This is a genomic window from Micromonospora sp. NPDC049175, assembly GCF_043197345.1.
In the GTDB taxonomy this organism is placed as follows: domain Bacteria; phylum Actinomycetota; class Actinomycetes; order Mycobacteriales; family Micromonosporaceae; genus Micromonospora.
This window is the reverse complement of the sequence record NZ_JBICSY010000011.1, coordinates 1-18,726: the sequence shown is the minus strand read 5'-3', so window position 1 is coordinate 18,726 and position 18,726 is coordinate 1. Positions and strand designations below refer to the sequence as shown.

At 72.4% G+C, this 18,726-nt stretch carries 9 protein-coding genes; 8 read left to right on the top strand and 1 reads right to left on the bottom strand.

Features of this window, described 5'->3' with window-relative positions; genetic code table 11:
- Nucleotides 1-10: 10 nt before the first annotated feature.
- Nucleotides 11-646: an NADPH-dependent FMN reductase gene (locus tag ACGFH8_RS30825; RefSeq protein WP_393374078.1), complete on the bottom strand. Its 636-nt coding sequence runs from the start codon at nucleotides 644-646 to the stop codon at nucleotides 11-13.
- A gap of 188 nt (nucleotides 647-834) precedes the next feature.
- Here ACGFH8_RS30825 and dpgA point away from each other — a divergent pair, with 188 nt between their 5' ends.
- The 8 genes from dpgA to ACGFH8_RS30785 form a co-directional block, all read left to right on the top strand.
- On the top strand, nucleotides 835-1,965 hold the full coding sequence (gene dpgA / locus ACGFH8_RS30820; protein WP_393374076.1) for a 3,5-dihydroxyphenylacetyl-CoA synthase DpgA: 1,131 nt from the start codon (nucleotides 835-837) through the stop codon (nucleotides 1,963-1,965).
- A gap of 32 nt (nucleotides 1,966-1,997) precedes the next feature.
- Nucleotides 1,998-2,693, top strand: a complete 696-nt coding sequence (gene dpgB, locus ACGFH8_RS30815; RefSeq protein ID WP_393374073.1) for an enoyl-CoA-hydratase DpgB — start codon at nucleotides 1,998-2,000, stop codon at nucleotides 2,691-2,693.
- Nucleotides 2,690-4,000: a (3,5-dihydroxyphenyl)acetyl-CoA 1,2-dioxygenase DpgC gene (gene dpgC, locus ACGFH8_RS30810; protein ID WP_393374070.1), complete on the top strand. Its 1,311-nt coding sequence runs from the start codon at nucleotides 2,690-2,692 to the stop codon at nucleotides 3,998-4,000. Before dpgB ends, dpgC begins: the two co-directional genes overlap by 4 nt.
- Nucleotides 3,997-5,652, top strand: a complete 1,656-nt coding sequence (locus tag ACGFH8_RS30805) for a thiamine pyrophosphate-binding protein (RefSeq protein WP_393374068.1) — start codon at nucleotides 3,997-3,999, stop codon at nucleotides 5,650-5,652. The genes dpgC and ACGFH8_RS30805 overlap by 4 nt, the downstream gene beginning before the upstream one ends.
- Nucleotides 5,649-7,112 (top strand): aldehyde dehydrogenase family protein, encoded by a 1,464-nt coding sequence (locus ACGFH8_RS30800; protein WP_393374065.1) that lies wholly within the window; start codon nucleotides 5,649-5,651, stop codon nucleotides 7,110-7,112. The genes ACGFH8_RS30805 and ACGFH8_RS30800 overlap by 4 nt, the downstream gene beginning before the upstream one ends.
- Nucleotides 7,113-7,140: 28 nt before the next feature.
- The gene (gene dpgD / locus ACGFH8_RS30795; RefSeq protein WP_393374062.1) at nucleotides 7,141-7,944 is read left to right on the top strand and encodes an enoyl-CoA-hydratase DpgD; all 804 of its coding nucleotides are present in this window, start codon (nucleotides 7,141-7,143) and stop codon (nucleotides 7,942-7,944) included.
- A 71-nt stretch (nucleotides 7,945-8,015) separates the two neighbouring features.
- Entirely contained in the window at nucleotides 8,016-9,167 is a 1,152-nt protein-coding gene (locus ACGFH8_RS30790) for an FG-GAP repeat domain-containing protein (RefSeq protein WP_393374059.1), read from the top strand.
- A 47-nt stretch (nucleotides 9,168-9,214) separates the two neighbouring features.
- Nucleotides 9,215-18,726 (top strand): SDR family NAD(P)-dependent oxidoreductase (locus ACGFH8_RS30785; protein ID WP_393374056.1); only part of this gene is annotated, 9,512 nt, incomplete at its 3' end.

Sequence of the window (18,726 nt, the reverse complement as noted above, 5' to 3'; positions counted from 1 at the left end):
GCGAGCCCGGCTACGCGCCGGATCCCACCATGGGGTCCGGCGCGTTCTCCGCGCGTACCGCAAACGGGGTGGCGGCGAAGCCGACGACCTGGCGCCCGAGCAGGTCCAGGCGCATCGCCGCCTTGGTGTCCGTGCACGTCCCGTCCGGCTCGAAGCCGATCCGGCCGCTCTCCAGGCACACGCTGACCGGCACCGGCCACCCGCGCAGGGCGTGGATCACCGCGCGAAGCGAGTCCAACGTGGAGCCCAGGGCCTGCCCACCCAGCGCCGCCACCACGCAGCCGACCGCCCGGCCGTCCAGGTAGGGCCGCTCGTCGAGGCTCAGGTCCTCCAGGTAGTCCAGCGCGTTCTTGACCAGGCCGGAGACGCCGGCGTGGTACGCCGGAGTGGCGACGATCAGACCGTCCGCGGCGCGCACGGCCTCGACCAGCCTGATCGCGGCGGCGGTGCGTTCCGGCCGCTCCGGGGCGTACGCGGGTAGGTCCGCCAGGAAGCGGCCGTCGAAGCACAGCGTCCGTGCGCCCAGGCGCTCGGCCACGCCCAGCGCCGCCCGCAACCCGCGCTCCGACGTGGAGCCGCTGCGTGTCGTGCCGCCCAGGCCCACCACCAGCGGCGCCGGTCCCGAGGACTCCGTCAATACGGTCATCTTCCCGCCTCGCCGCTCGTCCGGGTGTGCCTTCGCCATGGTGCCCGTGGCCGGCGGAGCGGAGAACCCCTTAAGGGGAGCGGCCGCCCGTTTTAGGTGTCCCTAGGGGTGTGGGTGCAGTTCGCGGCGACCGTAGCGTCCGGGACGGACCTGGTGGTCCCACCGATCCCACGAAGAAGGGTGCCGCCGTGACGAGCGTGTTGCAGGTCGACGACCCAGCCGTGCGAGGCGACCGCCTCCCGCCGGAATCAGTTCTCGCCGGTGCGCTGCCCCGTATCGCCGGCGTCGGTACCGCGGTGCCGACGTTCAGCTACACGCAGGAGGAACTGCTCGGCATCTTCCGGATCGCCGACCCCAAGATCCGCTCGGTGTTCCGCAGCAGCGCGATCGACCGCCGCTACCTGACCCTGCCGCCGAACGGGCCGGACGGCAACCCGCGCATGGAGTCGCAGGGTGAGCTCATCGCCAAGCACAAGCGACAGGGCATCGACCTGGGCGGCCGGGCTCTGCAGGAGTGCCTCAAGAACGCGGACCAGACGCTCGCGGACGTGCGCTACCTGTGCTGTGTCTCCTCGACCGGCCTGCTCACGCCCGGCTTCAGCGCCCTGCTGATCAGGGAGCTCGGCCTGCCGGTCGGCACGTCGCGCCTCGACGTCGTCGGCATGGGCTGCAACGCCGGGCTCAACGCGCTGACCGCCGTGGCGTCCTGGGCCTCGGCGCACCCCGGCCAGCTCGCGCTGATGGTGTGCGTGGAGGCGTGCTCGGCGGCGTACGTCTTCGACGGCACCATGCGTACGTCGGTGGTGAACAGCCTCTTCGGCGACGGCGCCGCGGCCGCCGCGATCATCGCCGACCCCGACCCGCGCGAGGCGGTGCAGGGACCGACAGTCCTCCGCTTCGCCAGCTGCATCATCCCCGACGCCGTGGATGCCATGCGCTACGACTGGGACGACGAGGCCGGCAAGTTCAGCTTCTTCCTCGACCGCGACATCCCGTACGTCGTCGGCGCCCACGCCGAGACGGTGCTCGCGGACCTGCTGGCGGACACCGGCCTGCGGCGCAGCGACATCGCCCACTGGGTCATCCACTCGGGCGGCAAGAAGGTCATCGACTCGATGATGGTCAACCTCGGCATCACCCGGCACGACGTACGGCACACCAGCGGCGTCCTGCGCGATTACGGCAACCTGTCCAGCGGCTCGTTCCTCTTCTCCTACGCGCGGCTGCTGGAAGAGGGCGTCGCGCGCCCGGGTGAGTACGGCGTGCTGATGACCATGGGACCGGGCTCGACCATCGAGACCGCGCTCATCCGCTGGTGAACGACGCGACCACGAGCCAAGGAGACAGCCGCATGACCGACAGCGTGGCACCCGCCCTGGTCCTGGACCGGGAGGAACCGGTGCGGATCGAGATCACCGTGGACACGGCGCAGCCGCTCGGTGCCCCGCTCATCGCGGACGTGGAGCGCCTCTGCGACCGCATCGAGGAGGCCGGCGGGGCGGCGGTGGCGCTGCTCCACCTGACCGGCGGCGCGCTGGCAGAGTGGCCGGGCGGCCCCGGCATCCACGTGGTCAACAAGTGGGAACGCGCCCTGCGCCGGCTCGAACGCTCCGCCGCGGTGACCATCGCGCTCGTCGACGGACCCGTCGTCGGCGGCGCCCTGGAGATCCTGCTCGTCTGCGACCAGCGGATCGCCGCTCCCGGCGCGACCGTGACGCTGCCGGGCACCGGCGGCGCCTGGCCCGGCATGGCGCTGTACCGGCTGGCCAACCAGATCGGCGCGGTCGCCGCCCGCCGGCTGACGCTGTTCGGCGCGGACCTCAGCGCCGAGCAGGCCCGTGCTCTCCACATCATCGACGAGGTCACCGCGGACCCGACCGCCCGGGCCGCCGAACTGCTGGGCGCTCGGCCAGTCGACGGAGCCGAACTGGCCATCCGCCGCCGGCTGCTGCTCGACGCGGTAAACACCAGCTTCGAGGAGGCGCTCGGCGTCCACCTCGCCGCCTGCGACCGGACCCTGCGCGCGAGCGCGGGCGAGCCGCGATGACCGCCGCGCTCACCGTGCCCACACTGCGCGGTGACCGGGCAGCCGACGCCCGCGCCCTGTCCGAGGTCACCGCCGGCGCGGAGGAGATCCTCGCCGGCCTGCCGCCGCGCGTCGACCGGGACGCGGGCCAGCAGGACCTGGCCGCCCGCGTGCACGCCGACTGCCGGGCGCTGCGCGAGGAGTTCCTGCGCGCCCACGCCGCGCAGTTGTACCGGGAGCTGACCGGCGACCACACCCGCCGGCCGCGGCTGCCCGAGGTGGCGTACGCCGCTGCCGACCTGGTTCCGGGCCTGGTGCCGACGGCCGCCCAGATCGCCGCGGAGCTGCGCCACGAGCAGGCCGGCAAGGAGGGGCGCGAGATCGACCAGGGCATCCTGTTCGGCGCGCTGCTCGCTCTGCCGGACGCGGGCGAGCACCTCGTCGAGTCGATGCTCGGCCCGGTACCGCGCTCGCTCGAGCTCGCCGACCTGTTCGCGCGTAAGGGTCAGCTGGAGTTGGGCAGCGTCCGGCTCAGCCGCACCGGCGGGGTGACCCGCCTCGAGGTGCACAACGACCACTGCCTCAACGCGGAGGACAACCAGCTCGCCGAGGACATGGAGACCGCTGTCGACCTGGTGCTGCTGGACGGCGAAACCCGTGTCGGCATGCTGCGCGGCGCACCGATGTCGCACCCGCGCTACGCCGGACGGCGCGTCTTCAGCGCCGGGATCAACCTGCGCGACCTGCACCGCGGCCGGATCTCGTACGTCGACTTCCTGCTGGCCCGGGAACTCGGCTACCTCAACAAGATCGTGCGCGGCCTGCACCCGGGCGACGGGTCGCCGCCGGTGCAGAAGCCGTGGGTCGCGGTCGTCGAGTCGTTCGCCATCGGCGGCGGCGCCCAGCTGGCCATGGTCTTCGACCGGGTGGTCGCCGCGGCCGACGCGTACTTCAGCCTGCCCGCGGCGCAGGAGGGCATCGTGCCCGGCGCGTCGAACCTGCGCCTGATCCGGCGGGCCGGCAGCCGCCTCGCCCGGCAGATGATCCTCGGCGGCCGCAAGGTGTGGGCGCACGAAACCGACGGCCGGCTGCTCTGCGACGAGGTGGCCGATCCCCGCGAGATCGAGGCGGTCGCCGCCCGCGCAGCGGAACAGCTCAGCGCGCCCGCGGTCGTCGCCAACCGGCGGATGCTGGGCCTGGCCGAGGAGCCGCCACAGCGGTTCCGGGAGTACATGGCCGCGTTCGCCGGTGTCCAGGCGTACCGGATGTACAGCGACGACGTGCTCGGCAAGGTGGAACGGGCCGCGCTGCACGGGATGAACGGATGACCCCGCTGCAGGCGCTCTTCGCGGTGCTCCGCGAGGAGGGCGTGACCCGGATCTTCGGCAACCCCGGAACCACCGAGCTGCCGCTGCTCGACGCGCTGACCGAGCTGCCCGAGTTCGAGTACACGCTCGGGCTGCAGGAGGGCTCGGTGATGGCGATGGCGGACGGGTACGCGCGGGCGACCGGCCGTACCGCCTTCGTCAACCTGCACGTGGCCGCCGGGCTCGCCAACGGCATGGTCGGCATGCTCAACGCGGCCCGGTCCCGGACGCCGCTCGTGGTCACGGCCGGTCAGCAGGACCGGCGGCACCTCGCGCAGGACCCGATGCTCGCCGGCGACCTGGTCGGCATCGCCCGGCCCGTGGCCAAGCAGGTCTTCGACGTGCAGCACGCCTACGACCTGCCGCTGCTGCTGCGCCGGGCGTTCGCGCTCGCCGCGCGGCCACCGGCCGGCCCGGTGTTCCTGTCGCTGCCGATGGACCTGATGGCCGAGCTGACCGAGGTGTCGCTGCCGTCCCGCTCGGTGGTGGCCCCCGCCGGCCCGGCGCCCGGCCTGGCCGACGCCGCCCGGCTGCTCGCCGCCGCACGGTCGCCCGTCATCGTCGCCGGTGACGGCGTCGGCCGGGACGCGGCCGTACCCGCGCTGGTGGCGGTCGCCGAGGCGCTCGGCGCGACCGTCTACCACCAGCCGATGAACGACGGCGTCGACTTCCCCGGCAGCCACCCGCTGCACGCCGGCACACTTCCGGCCCGGCACGCGGGCATCCGCGCCGCGCTCACCGGCCACGACGTCGTGCTCATCGCCGGCTGCCACGCCTTCACGCCGCACCACTACACGCCCGAGCACCCGCTGCCGGACGGGATCACAGTCGTACAACTGGACAGCGACCCGGCGGAGATCGGGCGCAACTTCGGTGCCGACCGGGGCCTTGTCGGCGGCATCCGGGCCTCGCTGCAGGGGCTGGCCGCACTGCTCACCGGCACCGCCGACGGGTCGGCGGAACGCCTCGCCGCCGGACGTCTCGCCGCCGAGCGTCGCGACGCGGAACTCGCCCGGCAGTTGGGCGGCCTGCGCGCGGTCGCGCCGATCGACCCACTCGCCGCCGCGGCCGCGGTCGCCGCCGGGCTGCCCGACAACGCCGTCCTGGTCGAGGAGGCCATCACCACAGGCGTCCTGCTGCGCCGGGTGCTGCGGCTCGACCGGCCCGGCTCGTACGTGCACACCGTCGGTGGCGGTCTCGGCTCCGGCATCGGGTCCGCAGTCGGCCACCGCCTCGGTGACCCGCGACGGCCCGTGGTCGCCGTGCTCGGCGACGGCTGCACCATGTTCGGCCTGCAGGGGCTCTGGAGCGCCGTCCGCTATCGGGTGCCGGTGACGTTCGTCGTGATGAACAACGGCGAGTACCGCACGCTCAAGCACACGCTCGACGACATCGACGGCCCCTCCGCGCGGCAGCGCCGCTACCTGGGCCTGGATCTCGGCCCGCCGGCGCTGGACTTCACCCGCGCCGCCGCGTTCTTCGGCATGGACGCGATCCGCGTCCGCGACACCAACGAGCTGACCGAGACCCTGGCCAAGGCCGGAACCCGGGACGCGCCGCTGCTGATCGACGTGCCCATCACCGGGCACCGACACCCGGAGGAGGACGCATGACCAGCACCGACCAGCGGCTGCGGATACCGGCCGCCACGGTTTTCAGCGACGGGTGGCGCACCGCCGCCGGCGGCACGCTGGAGGTCACCGCACCGGCGACGGGCGCGGTGCTCACCACCGCCGGCCGGGCGAACCCCGGAGACATCGATGCCGCCGTACGCCGGGCACAGGTCGCCCAACCCGCCTGGGCGGCCCGGCCCGCACCCGAGCGGGCGGCGATCCTGCGCCGCGCCGCCCACCTGCTCACCGAACACCGCGCCGACGTCGCCGGCTGGCTGACCCGCGAGGGCGGCGCCGTGGCGGCCAAGGCCGGCTTCGAGATCGACTCGGCGCTCGACGAGCTGTGGGCCGCGTCCGCGCTGCCGACGCAGCCGTACGGCGAACTCCTCGCCACACCGGCCGGCGCGCACAGCGTCGCGCGCCGGATCCCGCTCGGCGTGGTCGGTGTGATCACCCCGTGGAACTTCCCGCTGATCCTCGCGCTGCGGGCGGTGGCGCCCGCGCTCGCGCTCGGCAACGCCGTGGTGCTCAAGCCCGACCTCAACACCCCTGTCGCCGGCGGGCTGGTGATCGCCCGGCTGTTCGAACTCGCCGGGCTGCCCGCGGGGGTCCTGCACGTGCTGCCCGGCGACGCCGACGAGGGCGCCGCGCTTGTCGACCACCCCGACGTCGCCATGATCGCGTTTACCGGCTCCACCGCGGTGGGCCGGGTCATCGGTGAGCGGGCCGGTCGCGCGCTCAAACGCACCGCGCTGGAACTCGGTGGCAACAACGCGCTGATCGTCCTCGAGGACGCCGACCTGGACGCCGCGGCCGCTGCCGGCACGTTCGGCGCCTTCTTCCACCAGGGCCAGATCTGCATGGCCGCCGGACGACACATCGTCGTCGAGGCGGTCGCCGACGAGTACCTGGACCGGCTCGCCCGGCGCGCCGACAAGCTGCGCGTCGGCGACCCCGCCGACGGCGACACGGACCTCGGCCCGCTGATCAACCGTGCGCAGCTCGACCGGGTCCGCCGCCTCGTCGACGCGTCGGTCGCCGTCGGCGCCACGGTGCGTGCCGGCGGCAGCCACGACGGGCTCTTCTACCGGCCGACGGTCCTGGCCGGGGTCACCACCGCCATGCCCGTCTTCGCCGAGGAGGTCTTCGGCCCGGTGGCGCCGGTCGTCGTCGTCCGCGACGAGGACGAGGCCGTGGCGGTCGCCAACGACACGCCGTACGGGCTCGTCGCGGCCGTGCAGACCGGCGTACCCGCCCGCGGCGCCGCGCTCGCCGACCGGCTGCGCACCGGCATCGTCCACGTCAACGACCAGACGATCTACGACGACGCGTACGTGCCGTTCGGAGGTCGCGGCGCCTCCGGCGACGGCAGCCGCTTCGGGGCCACCCACAGCCAGGACGAGTTCACCCAGTGGCAGTGGCTGACCGTACGCGACAGCCCGCCCCCCTACCCGTTCTGATGCACCCCGGAGCAGGGATGAGACCGCGGTGACCGGCGAACCACGAGTCCGCTACGAGCGCCACGGCGCGGTCGCCCGGGTGACCATCGACCGGCCCGCGGTGCTCAACGCCATGGACCGCGCGACCCACGCCGAGCTGGCCCTGATCTGGGACGAGGTGGAGCGCGACGACGCCGTCCGGCTGGTCGTGCTCACCGGCGCCGGCGACCGGTCCTTCTCGGTGGGCCAGGACCTCAAGGAACTGGCCACCCGCAACGCCTCCGGCACCGCGCCGAGCACGTTCGGCAGCCGAGGTCAGCCTGGCTGGCCCCGGCTGACCGAACGGTTCCGGTTCAGCAAACCCCTGATCGCCCGGGTCAACGGGTACGCCCTGGGCGGCGGCTTCGAACTCGCCCTGGCCTGCGACATCGTGGTCGCGGCCGAGCACGCCGAATTCGGTCTCCCGGAGGCGCGGCTCGGCCTGGTGCCCGGTGCCGGCGGGGTGTTCCGGCTGGCTCGGCAGGCGCCGTTCCGGGTGGCACTGGGCCACCTGCTCACCGGACGGCGGATGAGCGCCGCCGACGCGCTGCGGCACGGCCTGGTCAACGACGTCGTCCCCGCCGCCGACCTGGACTCCTGCGTCGACGGCTGGGCGCGTGACGTGCTCGCCTGCTCGCCGCTGGCGCTTCGGGCGATCAAGGAGGCCGCCACCGCCTCCGTCACCATGCCGCTGGAACAGGCATTCGCCACCCGCTTCGAGTGGGAGGAACGCCGCCTCGCGGGTGACGAGTGGCGCGAGGGCCCGCGCGCCTTCGCCGAAAAGCGCCCGCCGCACTGGGTAGGGGAGTCTTAGGGGTCCCGGCCCCCGGTCACGCGCACCTACTTTCGCTTCAGAACGCGGAGCGAAGTCCACTGAGGAGACACATGCGCGAGCACGGGGACAATCAGGGCGTACGCCGGGCCGCCCAAGCCACGGCCTTCACTATAGGCGCCGCCATCGTCGGGACGACCGTGCTGCCCGCGGCGGCCCTCGCGGCCGGCTCCAGCTTCGCCCCCGCGGCGGTCGTCGCCGCCGGGCCGGGCGCCACCTCCATCGTCGCGGCCGACCTCGATCGGGACGGCCGCGCCGACCTGCTGACGCCCAACTTCGACGCCGGCACGCTCAGCGTCCTGCGCGGCGACGGCACCGGGCGGATCGTCGCCGACCCACCCATCGCGGTCGGCGCGGGCGCCGCCGACGTCGTGGTCGCCGACCTCAACCACGACCGCATCCCCGACGTCGTCGTCGCGAACCTCATCGACAACACCGTCGCGGTGCTGCTCGGCACCCGCGGCGGTGGCCTCACCGCGCCCGTCGCCCACCCGGCCGGAGCCCGCGCCGGCGACCTGGCGGTCGGCGACGTCACCGGGGACGGCGTACCGGACGTGGTCGTCACCGACCACGACACGGTCGGCGTGCTCGCCGGCGACGGTCACGGCGGCCTCGCGCCCACCCGGACCTTCGCGGCCGGCACCGACCCGACCGACGTCACGATCGCGGACCTCAACCGCGACGGGCGGCCCGACCTTGCCGTGTCCAGCGTCGCCACCGGCTCGGTCAGCGTGCTCCTGGCGGACCGCACGGGTGGCTTCACCGCACCGCGCACGTTCCGGGCCGGCACCGGCCCGGTCGGTATCGCGGCCGCCGACGTCGACCGTGACCACGACACCGACCTGGTCGTCAGCGACTACCTCGGCAACGCCGTGGTCGTGTTGCTCGGCGACGGCCGGGGCGGATACCCGCTCACCCGCACCTTCGCCACGGGCGCTGGCCCCGCCGACGTCGTCGCGGCTGACCTCGACGGCGACCGCAAGCTCGACCTCGCCACCGCCGACGTGCACACCAGCACGATCAGCGTGCTCAGCGGCGACGGCCGCGGCGGCTTCTCGGCCGCCACCAGCCTGCCCGCCGACGGCATGCACCCGTCGGAGATCGTCGCGACCGACCTCAACCGCGATCGGCGGCTCGACCTCGCCACCGCCAACTACACGTCCGGCGACGTGACCGTCCTGCTGAACACCACCACCCGCGGCTGACCAGCGCGTAGCAGTTCCAGGCACGACCGCTGACACGAGGGGGATCCATGGGAGAGCTCGTCCGCCCGATCTCGGAGCTGCTCCGCGACCAGGCCGACCGGCACGCCGACAAGGTCGCCTTCGAAGACGACCGGCGCGCGGTGACCTACCGCGGCTTGGAACTGCGATCCCGGCGGCTCGGCGGTCATTTGGTCGCCGGTGGTCTGCGCCGCGGTGAGCGGGTGGCGATCTTCCTGCCCAACGGCGTCGCGGTGCTGGAGAGCTACTACGCCGTGGCCCGTGCGGCAGGGGTGGCCGTACCTGTCGACCCGGCCACCACCGAGGCCGAGCTCGCCCACCTGCTCACCGACAGCGGCGCCCAAGTGGTGATCACCGACCGGACCCGGCTCGACCGGGTCCGGCGGGTCGCCCCCGGCGTGCGCACGATCGTCGACGACGGCACCGGACCCGGCTCGTTCGAGGCGCTCGCCCGGTTCGAGCCGCCCGAGCCCGCCCCCGACGACCTCGGCCTCGACGAGATCGCCTGGATGCTCTACACCTCCGGCAGCACCGGCCGGCCCAAGGGCGTGCTCTCCACCCAGCGGGCCTGCCTGTGGTCGGTCGCCAACTGCTACGCGCCCATCCTCGGGCTCGGCGAACAGGACCGCCTGCTCTGGCCACTGCCGCTGTTCCACAGCCTCGCCCACGTGCTCTGCGTGCACGGCGTGCTCGCCGTCGGCGCCACCGCGCGCATCATGGACCGGTTCGCCGCCGAGGACGTCTTCGACCTGCTCAACGCGGGCACCTACACGATGCTGCCGGGCGTACCCGCGATGTTCCACTACCTGCTGCGCGCGGCCGCCGACACCGGCGCTCGGCTGCCCGAGCTGCGCGCCTGCCTGGTGACCGGCGCCGTCGCACCCGCCGCGCTGCGTGCCGAGTTCGGCCGTACCTTCGGCATCTCCCTGCTGGACAGCTACGGCAGCACCGAGACCTGCGGTGCGATCACCATGAGCGTGCCGGCGGCCGGCGCGCCGGACGGCTCCTGCGGGCGGCCGGTACCCGGCCTGTCGGTCCGCGTCGTCGAACCCGAGAGCGGGCGCGACGTCCCGGCCGGCACCGAGGGCGAGGTCTGGGTCAGCGGCCCCAACCTGATGGCCGGCTACCACGACCGGCCCGAGGACACCGCCAGCGCGGTGCGCGACGGCTGGTACCGCACCGGCGACCTGGCCTGGACCGACGCCGACGGCAATCTCACCATCAGCGGCCGCCGCAAGGACATCATCATCCGCGGTGGCGAGAACATCCACCCGACCGAGGTGGAGGAGGCGATCCGCGGTGCCGCCGGCGTGGCCGACGTGGCGGTCGCCGCCGTCTCGCACGACGTGCTCGGCGAGGTGCCGGTGGCGTACCTGGTCACCGACGGCCCGGTCGACCCGGACGAGATCTTCGAGCGCTGCGAGCGGGTCCTCACCGCGTACAAGCTGCCCGAACGCCTCTACCAGGTCACCGCGATACCCCGAACCGGCTCACGCAAGGTACGGCGGCACGCGCTCGCCGGTCATCCGGCCCGGCTCATCGCCGTACGCGGGCAATTGCCGGTCCTGCTGGCACGACGCTGGACCCGGCCGCCCGCCGCGCCCGGCACCACCGTGGCCAAACTGGTGATCGCCGGCCCACGACCTGACGCCCTGGCCGCCGCACCGGTGCGCACCGACCTGACGGACCTGCCGGCCGACGCCACCCACGTCCTTTTCCCCTACCCGGGCGACGACCCCCTCGCCTGGGTGCACGACGTGCTCGCCCGGTGGCAGGACACCGCCACCGGGCGGGCAGGTCCTGTCCTGATCGCGCCCGAAGGGTCCGGAGTGGACCGCGCCGACCGCGGCCCCGCCGTGCTGGTCGAGACCGCCGGCGACCCGCGCTGGGCCGACCTGCCCGGCCTGCTCGCCGGCGACGAGCCCCACATCGTCCTGAGCGCGGACGGCGGCCGGGTGCCACGGCTCGTGCGGATGGCGGCCGGCACCACGACACCTGTGCCCATCGACGCCGCCACCACAGCAGCGGTCACCGGCACCGCCGGGGAACTCGGCCGGCTGGTGGCGCGGCACCTGGTCACGGCATACGGGGTACGCCGTCTGATCCTGACCGACGCCGGCCCGGAGATCGCCGCCGAGCTGGCCGCGGCCGGGGCCGAGCCGATCCTGGCCGCTCCCGAGCAGGTCGCCCGGCTCCTCACCGAGTCACCGGCCGGCACCCGCCTGGTCGCCGAGACCGGGCTGGTCCTACCCGGCGACCTGCCTGCCGACCTCCTGCTCGCCTGCGCCCCGCTCGGCTCCGGCGACGACCTCGCCGCCGAGGCCCGGGTCCGTGACCACCGGGCCGCCGGCCGGTCGGCGGTCTCGCTGGCCGCCGGCCCGGTGACCGAACGTGACCTGCTGGCCTGCCTCGACGTCGCGCTGGGCGCCACCGAACCGCACGTCGTCGCCCTCGCCACGGACGCGCCGCAGGCGATCACCGCGGTTCCGGCGGCCCAACTGCGCGACCTGACCGGCCGACCCGCGACCGGGCCGGACACGGACGTCCTCGCCGCGCTGCGTACCCGCCTGGGCGCCGTCGGCCCGACCGAGCAGGACCGGATCCTGCTCGACCTGGTCCGTGGCCGCGTCGCGACCGTGCTCGGCATGACCGAACCCGGACGGGTCGCCGCCGACCGCAGCTTCACCGACCTCGGCTACGACTCGCGGATGGCGGTGGAGCTACGCAACGCGCTCACCGCCGCCACCGGCCTGCGCCTGCCCGCCACCCTCGCGTTCGACCAGCCGACGAGCCGGGCCGTCGCCACTTACCTCGCGGCCGCACTGCTGCCGGAACGGGCCGCCCACATCGCGGCCGCGGACAGCAACAGCGCCGGCGCCGCGCCTGACGAGCCCATCGCCATCGTCGCGATGGGTTGCCGCCTGCCCGGCGGCGTCACGTCGCCCGCCGACCTCTGGCGGCTGGTCACCGACGGCGTCGACGCCGTCTCCGGCCTGCCCGCCGACCGCGGCTGGAACCTCGACACCCTCTACGACCCCGACCCGGACCGCGCGGGCAAGAGCTACGTCCGCGAAGGCGGCTTCCTCGACGGCGCCGGCGACTTCGACGCCGCGTTCTTCGGGATCAGCCCGCGCGAGGCGCTCGCCATGGACCCGCAGCAGCGGCTGCTGCTCGAGGTCGCGTGGGAGACCGTCGAGCGGGCCGGGATACCCGCCACGGCACTGCGCGGCAGCCGCACCGGGGTGTTCGCCGGCCTCATGTTCCACGACTACGGCGCGGGAGTGATCGACGCTCCGGACGGCGTGGAGGGTTACCGCGGCATCGGCGGCGCGGGCAGCGTGGTGTCGGGGCGGGTGGCGTACACCCTCGGCCTGGAAGGCCCCGCGATGACGGTGGACACCGCCTGTTCGTCGTCGCTTGTCGCGATCCACCTGGCCGCGCAGTCGCTGCGGTCGGGGGAGTGCTCGCTCGCCCTCGCCGGCGGCGTGGCAGTGATGGCCACCCCGTCCGTGTTCGTCGAGTTCAGCCGGCAGCGCGGGCTGGCCCCGGACGGGCGGGTGAAGGCGTTCGCGGCGGCAGCCGACGGTACGGCGTGGGGTGAGGGCGTCGGCGTCCTGCTGCTGGAACGGCTCTCCGACGCGGAGCGCAACGGTCACCAGGTGCTGGCCGTGATCCGTGGTAGCGCGGTCAATCAGGACGGCGCGTCGAACGGCCTGACCGCGCCGAACGGGCCATCCCAAGAGCGCGTCATCAGGCAGGCGCTCGCGGCGGCCTCGCTCTCCGCCGGGGACGTGGACGCGGTGGAGGCGCATGGCACCGGTACCACGCTGGGTGACCCGATCGAGGCGCAGGCGTTGTTGGCCACGTACGGCCAGGATCGGTCCGAGCCGCTGTGGCTGGGGTCGCTGAAGTCGAATATCGGTCACACGCAAGCGGCTGCGGGCGTCGCTGGGGTCATCAAGATGGTCGAGGCGATGCGGCACGGGGTGTTGCCGGCGACGTTGCACGTGGATGAGCCGTCACCGCACGTCGACTGGTCGGCGGGCGCGGTTTCGCTGCTCACCGAGGCGCGGGAGTGGCCGGAGGTCGGTCGGCCGCGGCGGGCGGCGGTGTCGTCGTTCGGTGTTTCGGGGACGAATGCGCATGTGATCGTGGAGCAGGCGCCTGAGGCCGCGGATGTGGTGTCGCCCGAGTTGCCTGTTGTGCCGTTGGTGTTCTCCGCGCGTGGTCAGGCGGCTTTGTCGGCGTTGCGGGAGCGGGTTTCTGGTGATTCGGCGGCGGTTGGTGCTGCGTTGGTGCGGCGGTCGGTGTTTGAGGATCGGGCGGTGCGGGTCGGTGACGAGCTGATCGAGGGCACCGCTGTGGTGTCGCGGGATCGTGTGGTGTTGGTGTTCCCCGGTCAAGGGGCGCAGTGGGTCGGCATGGGCGGCCAGTTGCTTGATGAGTCGTCGGTGTTCGCCGCGTGGGTGGCGGAGTGTGAGCCGTTGGTGGATTTCTCGCTGACTTCGGTGTTGCGTGGTGGTGATCTGGGCCGGGTGGATGTGGTGCAGCCGGTCTCGTTCGTGGTGATGGTCGGGTTGGCGCGGGTGTGGCAGTCCCTCGGCCTGCCGATCGCGGCCGTCGTCGGGCATTCACAAGGTGAGATCGCCGCCGCCTACATCGCGGGTCGGTTGTCGTTGGAAGACGCGTTGCGGGTCGTGGTGCTGCGGTCCCGGATCGTTGGTCAGCGGTTGGCCGGTGCCGGGGCGATGGCCTCGGTCGGCCTGCCCGCGGATGAGGTGCAGGTGTTGTTGACCGACGGGTTGAGTGTGGCCGCGGTCAACGGCCCATCCCAGGTCGTCGTCGGTGGTGACCCTGCCGAGGTGCAGGCGTTGGTTGCCGCCTGCGAGCAACGCGGGGTGCGGGCCCGGTTGGTGCCGGTGGACTACGCCTCGCACACCGCCCAGGTCGATGTCATCCGCGAGGAACTCCTCACCGCCCTGGCCGGGGTCACGTCACAGCCGGGTGTGCTGCCGATGTATTCGACCCTCACCGGCGGGTTGCTGGATGAGACTGTGCAGCTCGACGCCGAGTATTGGTTCGCGAATGTGCGCTCGACGGTGCGGTTCGCTGACGCGGTGCGGGCGTTGACCGGTGACGGGTTCGACGTGTTCGTGGAGTCCAGTGCTCATCCGGTGTTGACGTACAACATTGATGCCCCGGTGGTGGTGGGGACGTTGCGCCGTGGCGAGGGTGGTTGGGATCGGGTGGTGCGGTCGGCGGCGGAGGCGTGGGTGCAGGGCGTCCCGATCGACTGGGCCGCCCAGTTCGCCGGCGTCACTCCCGCTGACCTGCCCACCTACCCCTTCCAACACCAGCGCTACTGGCTGACCTCTGGCGGCAACCGCGGCGACGTCACCGCCGCCGGACTCCAGGCGGTCGACCATCCCGTACTCGGTGCCGCGATCCCGGTCGGCGACGAACTCGTGCTGACCGGGCGCCTGCCCGACAAGGCCCGAGACTGGCCGGCTGGCGCGCTCCTGCTCGAACTCGCCATCCGAGCCGGCGACGAGACGGGGTCCACTCACGTGCGCCGGCTCACCGTCCACCGGGCGCCGGCGAGCCCGGCGGACGTGCAGGTGCACCTCGGCGGTGACGACGGCACCGGCGTGCGTTCGGTGCGCATCTCGTCCCGCGACGAGGGCACCGGCACGTGGGTCGAGAACGCCACCGGAACACTGACCACCGAGACACCGGCAGCCGCCGCGACCACCGGAACCTACGCCGAGGTCGTCCTACCCACCGACGACCACGACCAGGCCGCAGGCTTCGCACTGCACCCGGCCCTGCTCGGGCTCGCCCTCCAACTCGACGCGGGATTCGAGGCCACCGACTGGCAGGGCGTGACGCTCCACGCCGCCGGTGCCACGGTGCTACGCGTCCACGAGACCGCCCGCGACGACCGTACGAGGCGGCTGGACCTGACCGACGCCGCCGGCGTACCGGTCGCCACCGTCGACGCGGTCAGCGTCGCGCCGCTGAACGAGCCCACCCGGCTCCACGACCCTCTCTACGCGGTGCGGTGGGTTCCGGTGGAGTCGGGGGGTGTGGATACGTCGGGTGATGTGGTGTTGCGGGTTGGTGGTGGTGATGTGCGGGTGGTGTTGGGTGAGGTGTTGGCGGCGGTGCAGGGGTTCGTGGCGTCGGATGCGGGTCGGTTGGTGGTGGTGACTGAGGGTGCGGTGTCGGGTGTGTCGTTGGCGCATGCGGCGGTGTGGGGGTTGGTGCGGTCGGCGCAGTCGGAGCATCCGGGTCGGTTGGTGTTGGTGGAGGGTGATGCGGGGGTGGGGGCGGGGTGTGGGCGTTCGCAGGTGTGGGTGCGTGGTGGTGTGGTGTTGGAGCCGCGGTTGGTGCGGGTTGATGGTGCGGCTGCGGCTGCGGCTGCGGCTGCGGTTCCGGCTGCGGCTGCGGCTGCGGCTCCGAGTGGGGGTGGGGGTGTGTTTGGTGATGTGGTGTTGGTGACTGGTGGTACGGGGGCGTTGGGTCGGTTGGTGGCGGGGCATTTGGTGGCGCGTCATGGTGTGTCGCAGGTGGTGTTGGTGGGTCGTCGGGGTGTGGTGGATGGGGGGTTGGGTGTGGGTGTTCGGGTGGTGGCGTGTGATGTGTCGGATCGGGCGCAGGTGGCGGCGTTGGTGGAGAGTTTGCCGGGGTTGTCGGCGGTGGTGCATGCGGCGGGTGTGTTGGATGACGGTGTGGTGGAGCAGTTGTCTCCGCAGCGGTTGGACAGTGTGTTGGCGGCGAAGGTGGATGGTGCGTGGCATCTGCATGAGTTGACCAAGGATCTGAAGGCGTTCGTCCTCTTCTCGTCCGTCGCAGGAGTCTTCGGCAGCCCGGGACAGGCCAACTACGCCGCGGCGAACGCCTACCTCGACGCGCTCGCCCAGCACCGCCGCGACCAGGGGCTGCCCGCGACCTCAGTCGCCTGGGGATTCTGGGAACAGCGCACCGGCCTCACCGCCGGACTCGGCGACACCGCCCTACGCCGCCTCACCCGCGGCCTGCGACCCCTCCCCGACGAACGCGGCCTCGCCCTCTTCGACGCCGCGATCGGTGCCGCCGACGCCGCAGTCGTCGCCGCCCTGATCGAACCCACCGCCATCCCCGCCGACACGGTCTCACCGCTGCTGCGCTCGCTGATGCGCGGCCACCGCCGAGGACAGGCCGCAGGTACACCCGCCACCGCCGCCCTCGCCGATCGGCTCCGGACCGCCGGCGGCCCGGAGGAACAATACGAACAACTCCTCGACATGGTCCGCACCGAGGCAGCCGCCGTCCTCGGCCACGAGTCGACGACCGCCGTACCGCCGACGCGCGCCTTCAAAGAGTCCGGCTTCGACTCCCTCACCTCGGTGGAGCTGCGCAACCGGCTCGGCAAACGTGCCGGCCTCCGCCTCCCCGCCACCCTCGCCTTCGACCACCCGACCCCAGCCGCCCTCGCCAGCTGGCTGCGCGACACCCTTCTCGGCGAAGAACCGGCGCCCGCAACGAAGACGGACCGACGCCGCGCAGCCGCCGACGAACCCATCGCCATCGTCGGCATGAGCTGCCGCTTCCCCGGCGGCGCGGACACCCCGGAACGCTTCTGGGAACTGCTCGCCGAAGGTCGCACAGGCCTCACCGGCTGGCCTGTCGACCGCGGTTGGGACATCGAAGGGCTCTACCACCCGGACCCCGAACACCGTGGCACCGCCTACGTCAACCAGGGCGGCTTCCTGCCCGACGCAGGCCACTTCGACGCCGCCTTCTTCGGCATCAGCCCACGCGAGGCGCAAGCCATGGACCCCCAGCAGCGCCTGCTGCTCGAAGTGGCCTGGGAAACATTCGAGCGCGCGGGCCTGGTGCCGGAAGACGTACGCGGGCCTGGCACCGGCGTCTTCATCGGCACCAACGGCAACGACTACGACGCCACCCTGGCGAACATGCCGCCCGGGGACGAGGGCTACCTGATCACGGGGAAATCGCTGAGCGTGCTATCCGGGCGGGTCGCCTACACCCTGGGCCTCGAAGGTCCAGCGGTGACAGTGGACACGGCGTGTTCGTCATCGCTGGTCGCCCTGCATCTGGCGGCGCAGGCGTTGCGGCAGGGCGAGTGCGACCTCGCGCTCGCCGGAGGCGTGACCGTCATGTCGACGCCTGAAGCTCTGGTGGCTTTCAGCGCGCAGCGGGGGCTTGCCAAAGACGGGCGAGTCAAGGCATTCGCGGGTGCGGCGGATGGGACGGGTTGGGGTGAGGGTGTGGGGTTGTTGTTGGTGGAGCGGTTGTCGGATGCGCGGCGTAATGGTCATCCGGTGTTGGCGGTGGTGCGGGGTAGTGCGGTGAATCAGGATGGTGCGTCGAATGGTTTGACGGCGCCGAATGGTCCGTCGCAGGAGCGTGTTATTCGGCAGGCGTTGGCTAATGCGCGTTTGTCGGTGGTGGATGTGGATGTGGTGGAGGCGCATGGTACGGGTACGACGTTGGGTGATCCGATTGAGGCGCAGGCGTTGTTGGCGACGTATGGGCAGGGTCGGGTGGTGCCGTTGTGGTTGGGGTCGGTGAAGTCGAATATTGGTCATACGCAGGCGGCTGCGGGTGTTGCTGGTGTGATCAAGATGGTGGAGGCGTTGCGTCGGGGTGTGTTGCCGGCGACGTTGCATGTGGATGAGCCGAGTCCGCATGTGGATTGGTCGGCGGGTGCGGTGTCGTTGTTGACCGAGTCGCGGGTGTGGCCGGAGGTGGGTCGTCCGCGCCGGGCGGGTGTCTCGTCGTTTGGTATTTCGGGGACGAATGCGCATGTGATCGTCGAGCAGGCTCCGCCGGTGGTTGACGCTTCCGTGGAGGCTTCTGCCTCAATTGGCGGCTCGCCGGTTGAGGAAATCGCTGCGGCGACTGGTGTGGTCACCGATGCGGTTGCTGGTGCGGGTGCCGATTCGGTGGTGGGTGGGGTGGTGCCGGTGGTGGTGTCGGGGCGTTCGGAGCGGGCGTTGGATGCGCAGATCGATCGGCTCGGTGGTGGTGTGGGTGTGGGTGTTGCGGGGGTGTTGGTGCGGGGTCGGGCGGTGTTTGATCATCGTGCGGTGTTGGTGGGTGGGTCGGTGGTGGGGCGGGGTTCGGTGGTGTCGGGTGGTGGGTTGGGTGTGGTGTTTACGGGTCAGGGTTCGCAGTGGGTGGGGATGGGGTTGGGGTTGCGGGTGTTTCCGGTTTTCGCGGAGGTTTTTGATGATATTTGTGGTCGGTTTGATGGGTTGTTGGGTGGGTCGTTGCGGGGGGTGATTGAGGGGGGTGGGTCGTTGTTGGATGAGACGGTGTTTGCGCAGGCGGGGTTGTTTGCGGTGGAGGTGGCGACGTTTCGGTTGTTGGAGTCGTGGGGTGTGCGTGCGGATGTGGTGGGTGGTCATTCGTTGGGTGAGGTGGTGGCTGCTCATGTGGCGGGTGTGTTGGATGTGGGGGATGCGTGTGTGTTGGTGGCGGCGCGGGGTCGGTTGATGCAGGCGTTGCCGTCGGGTGGGGTGATGGTGGCGGT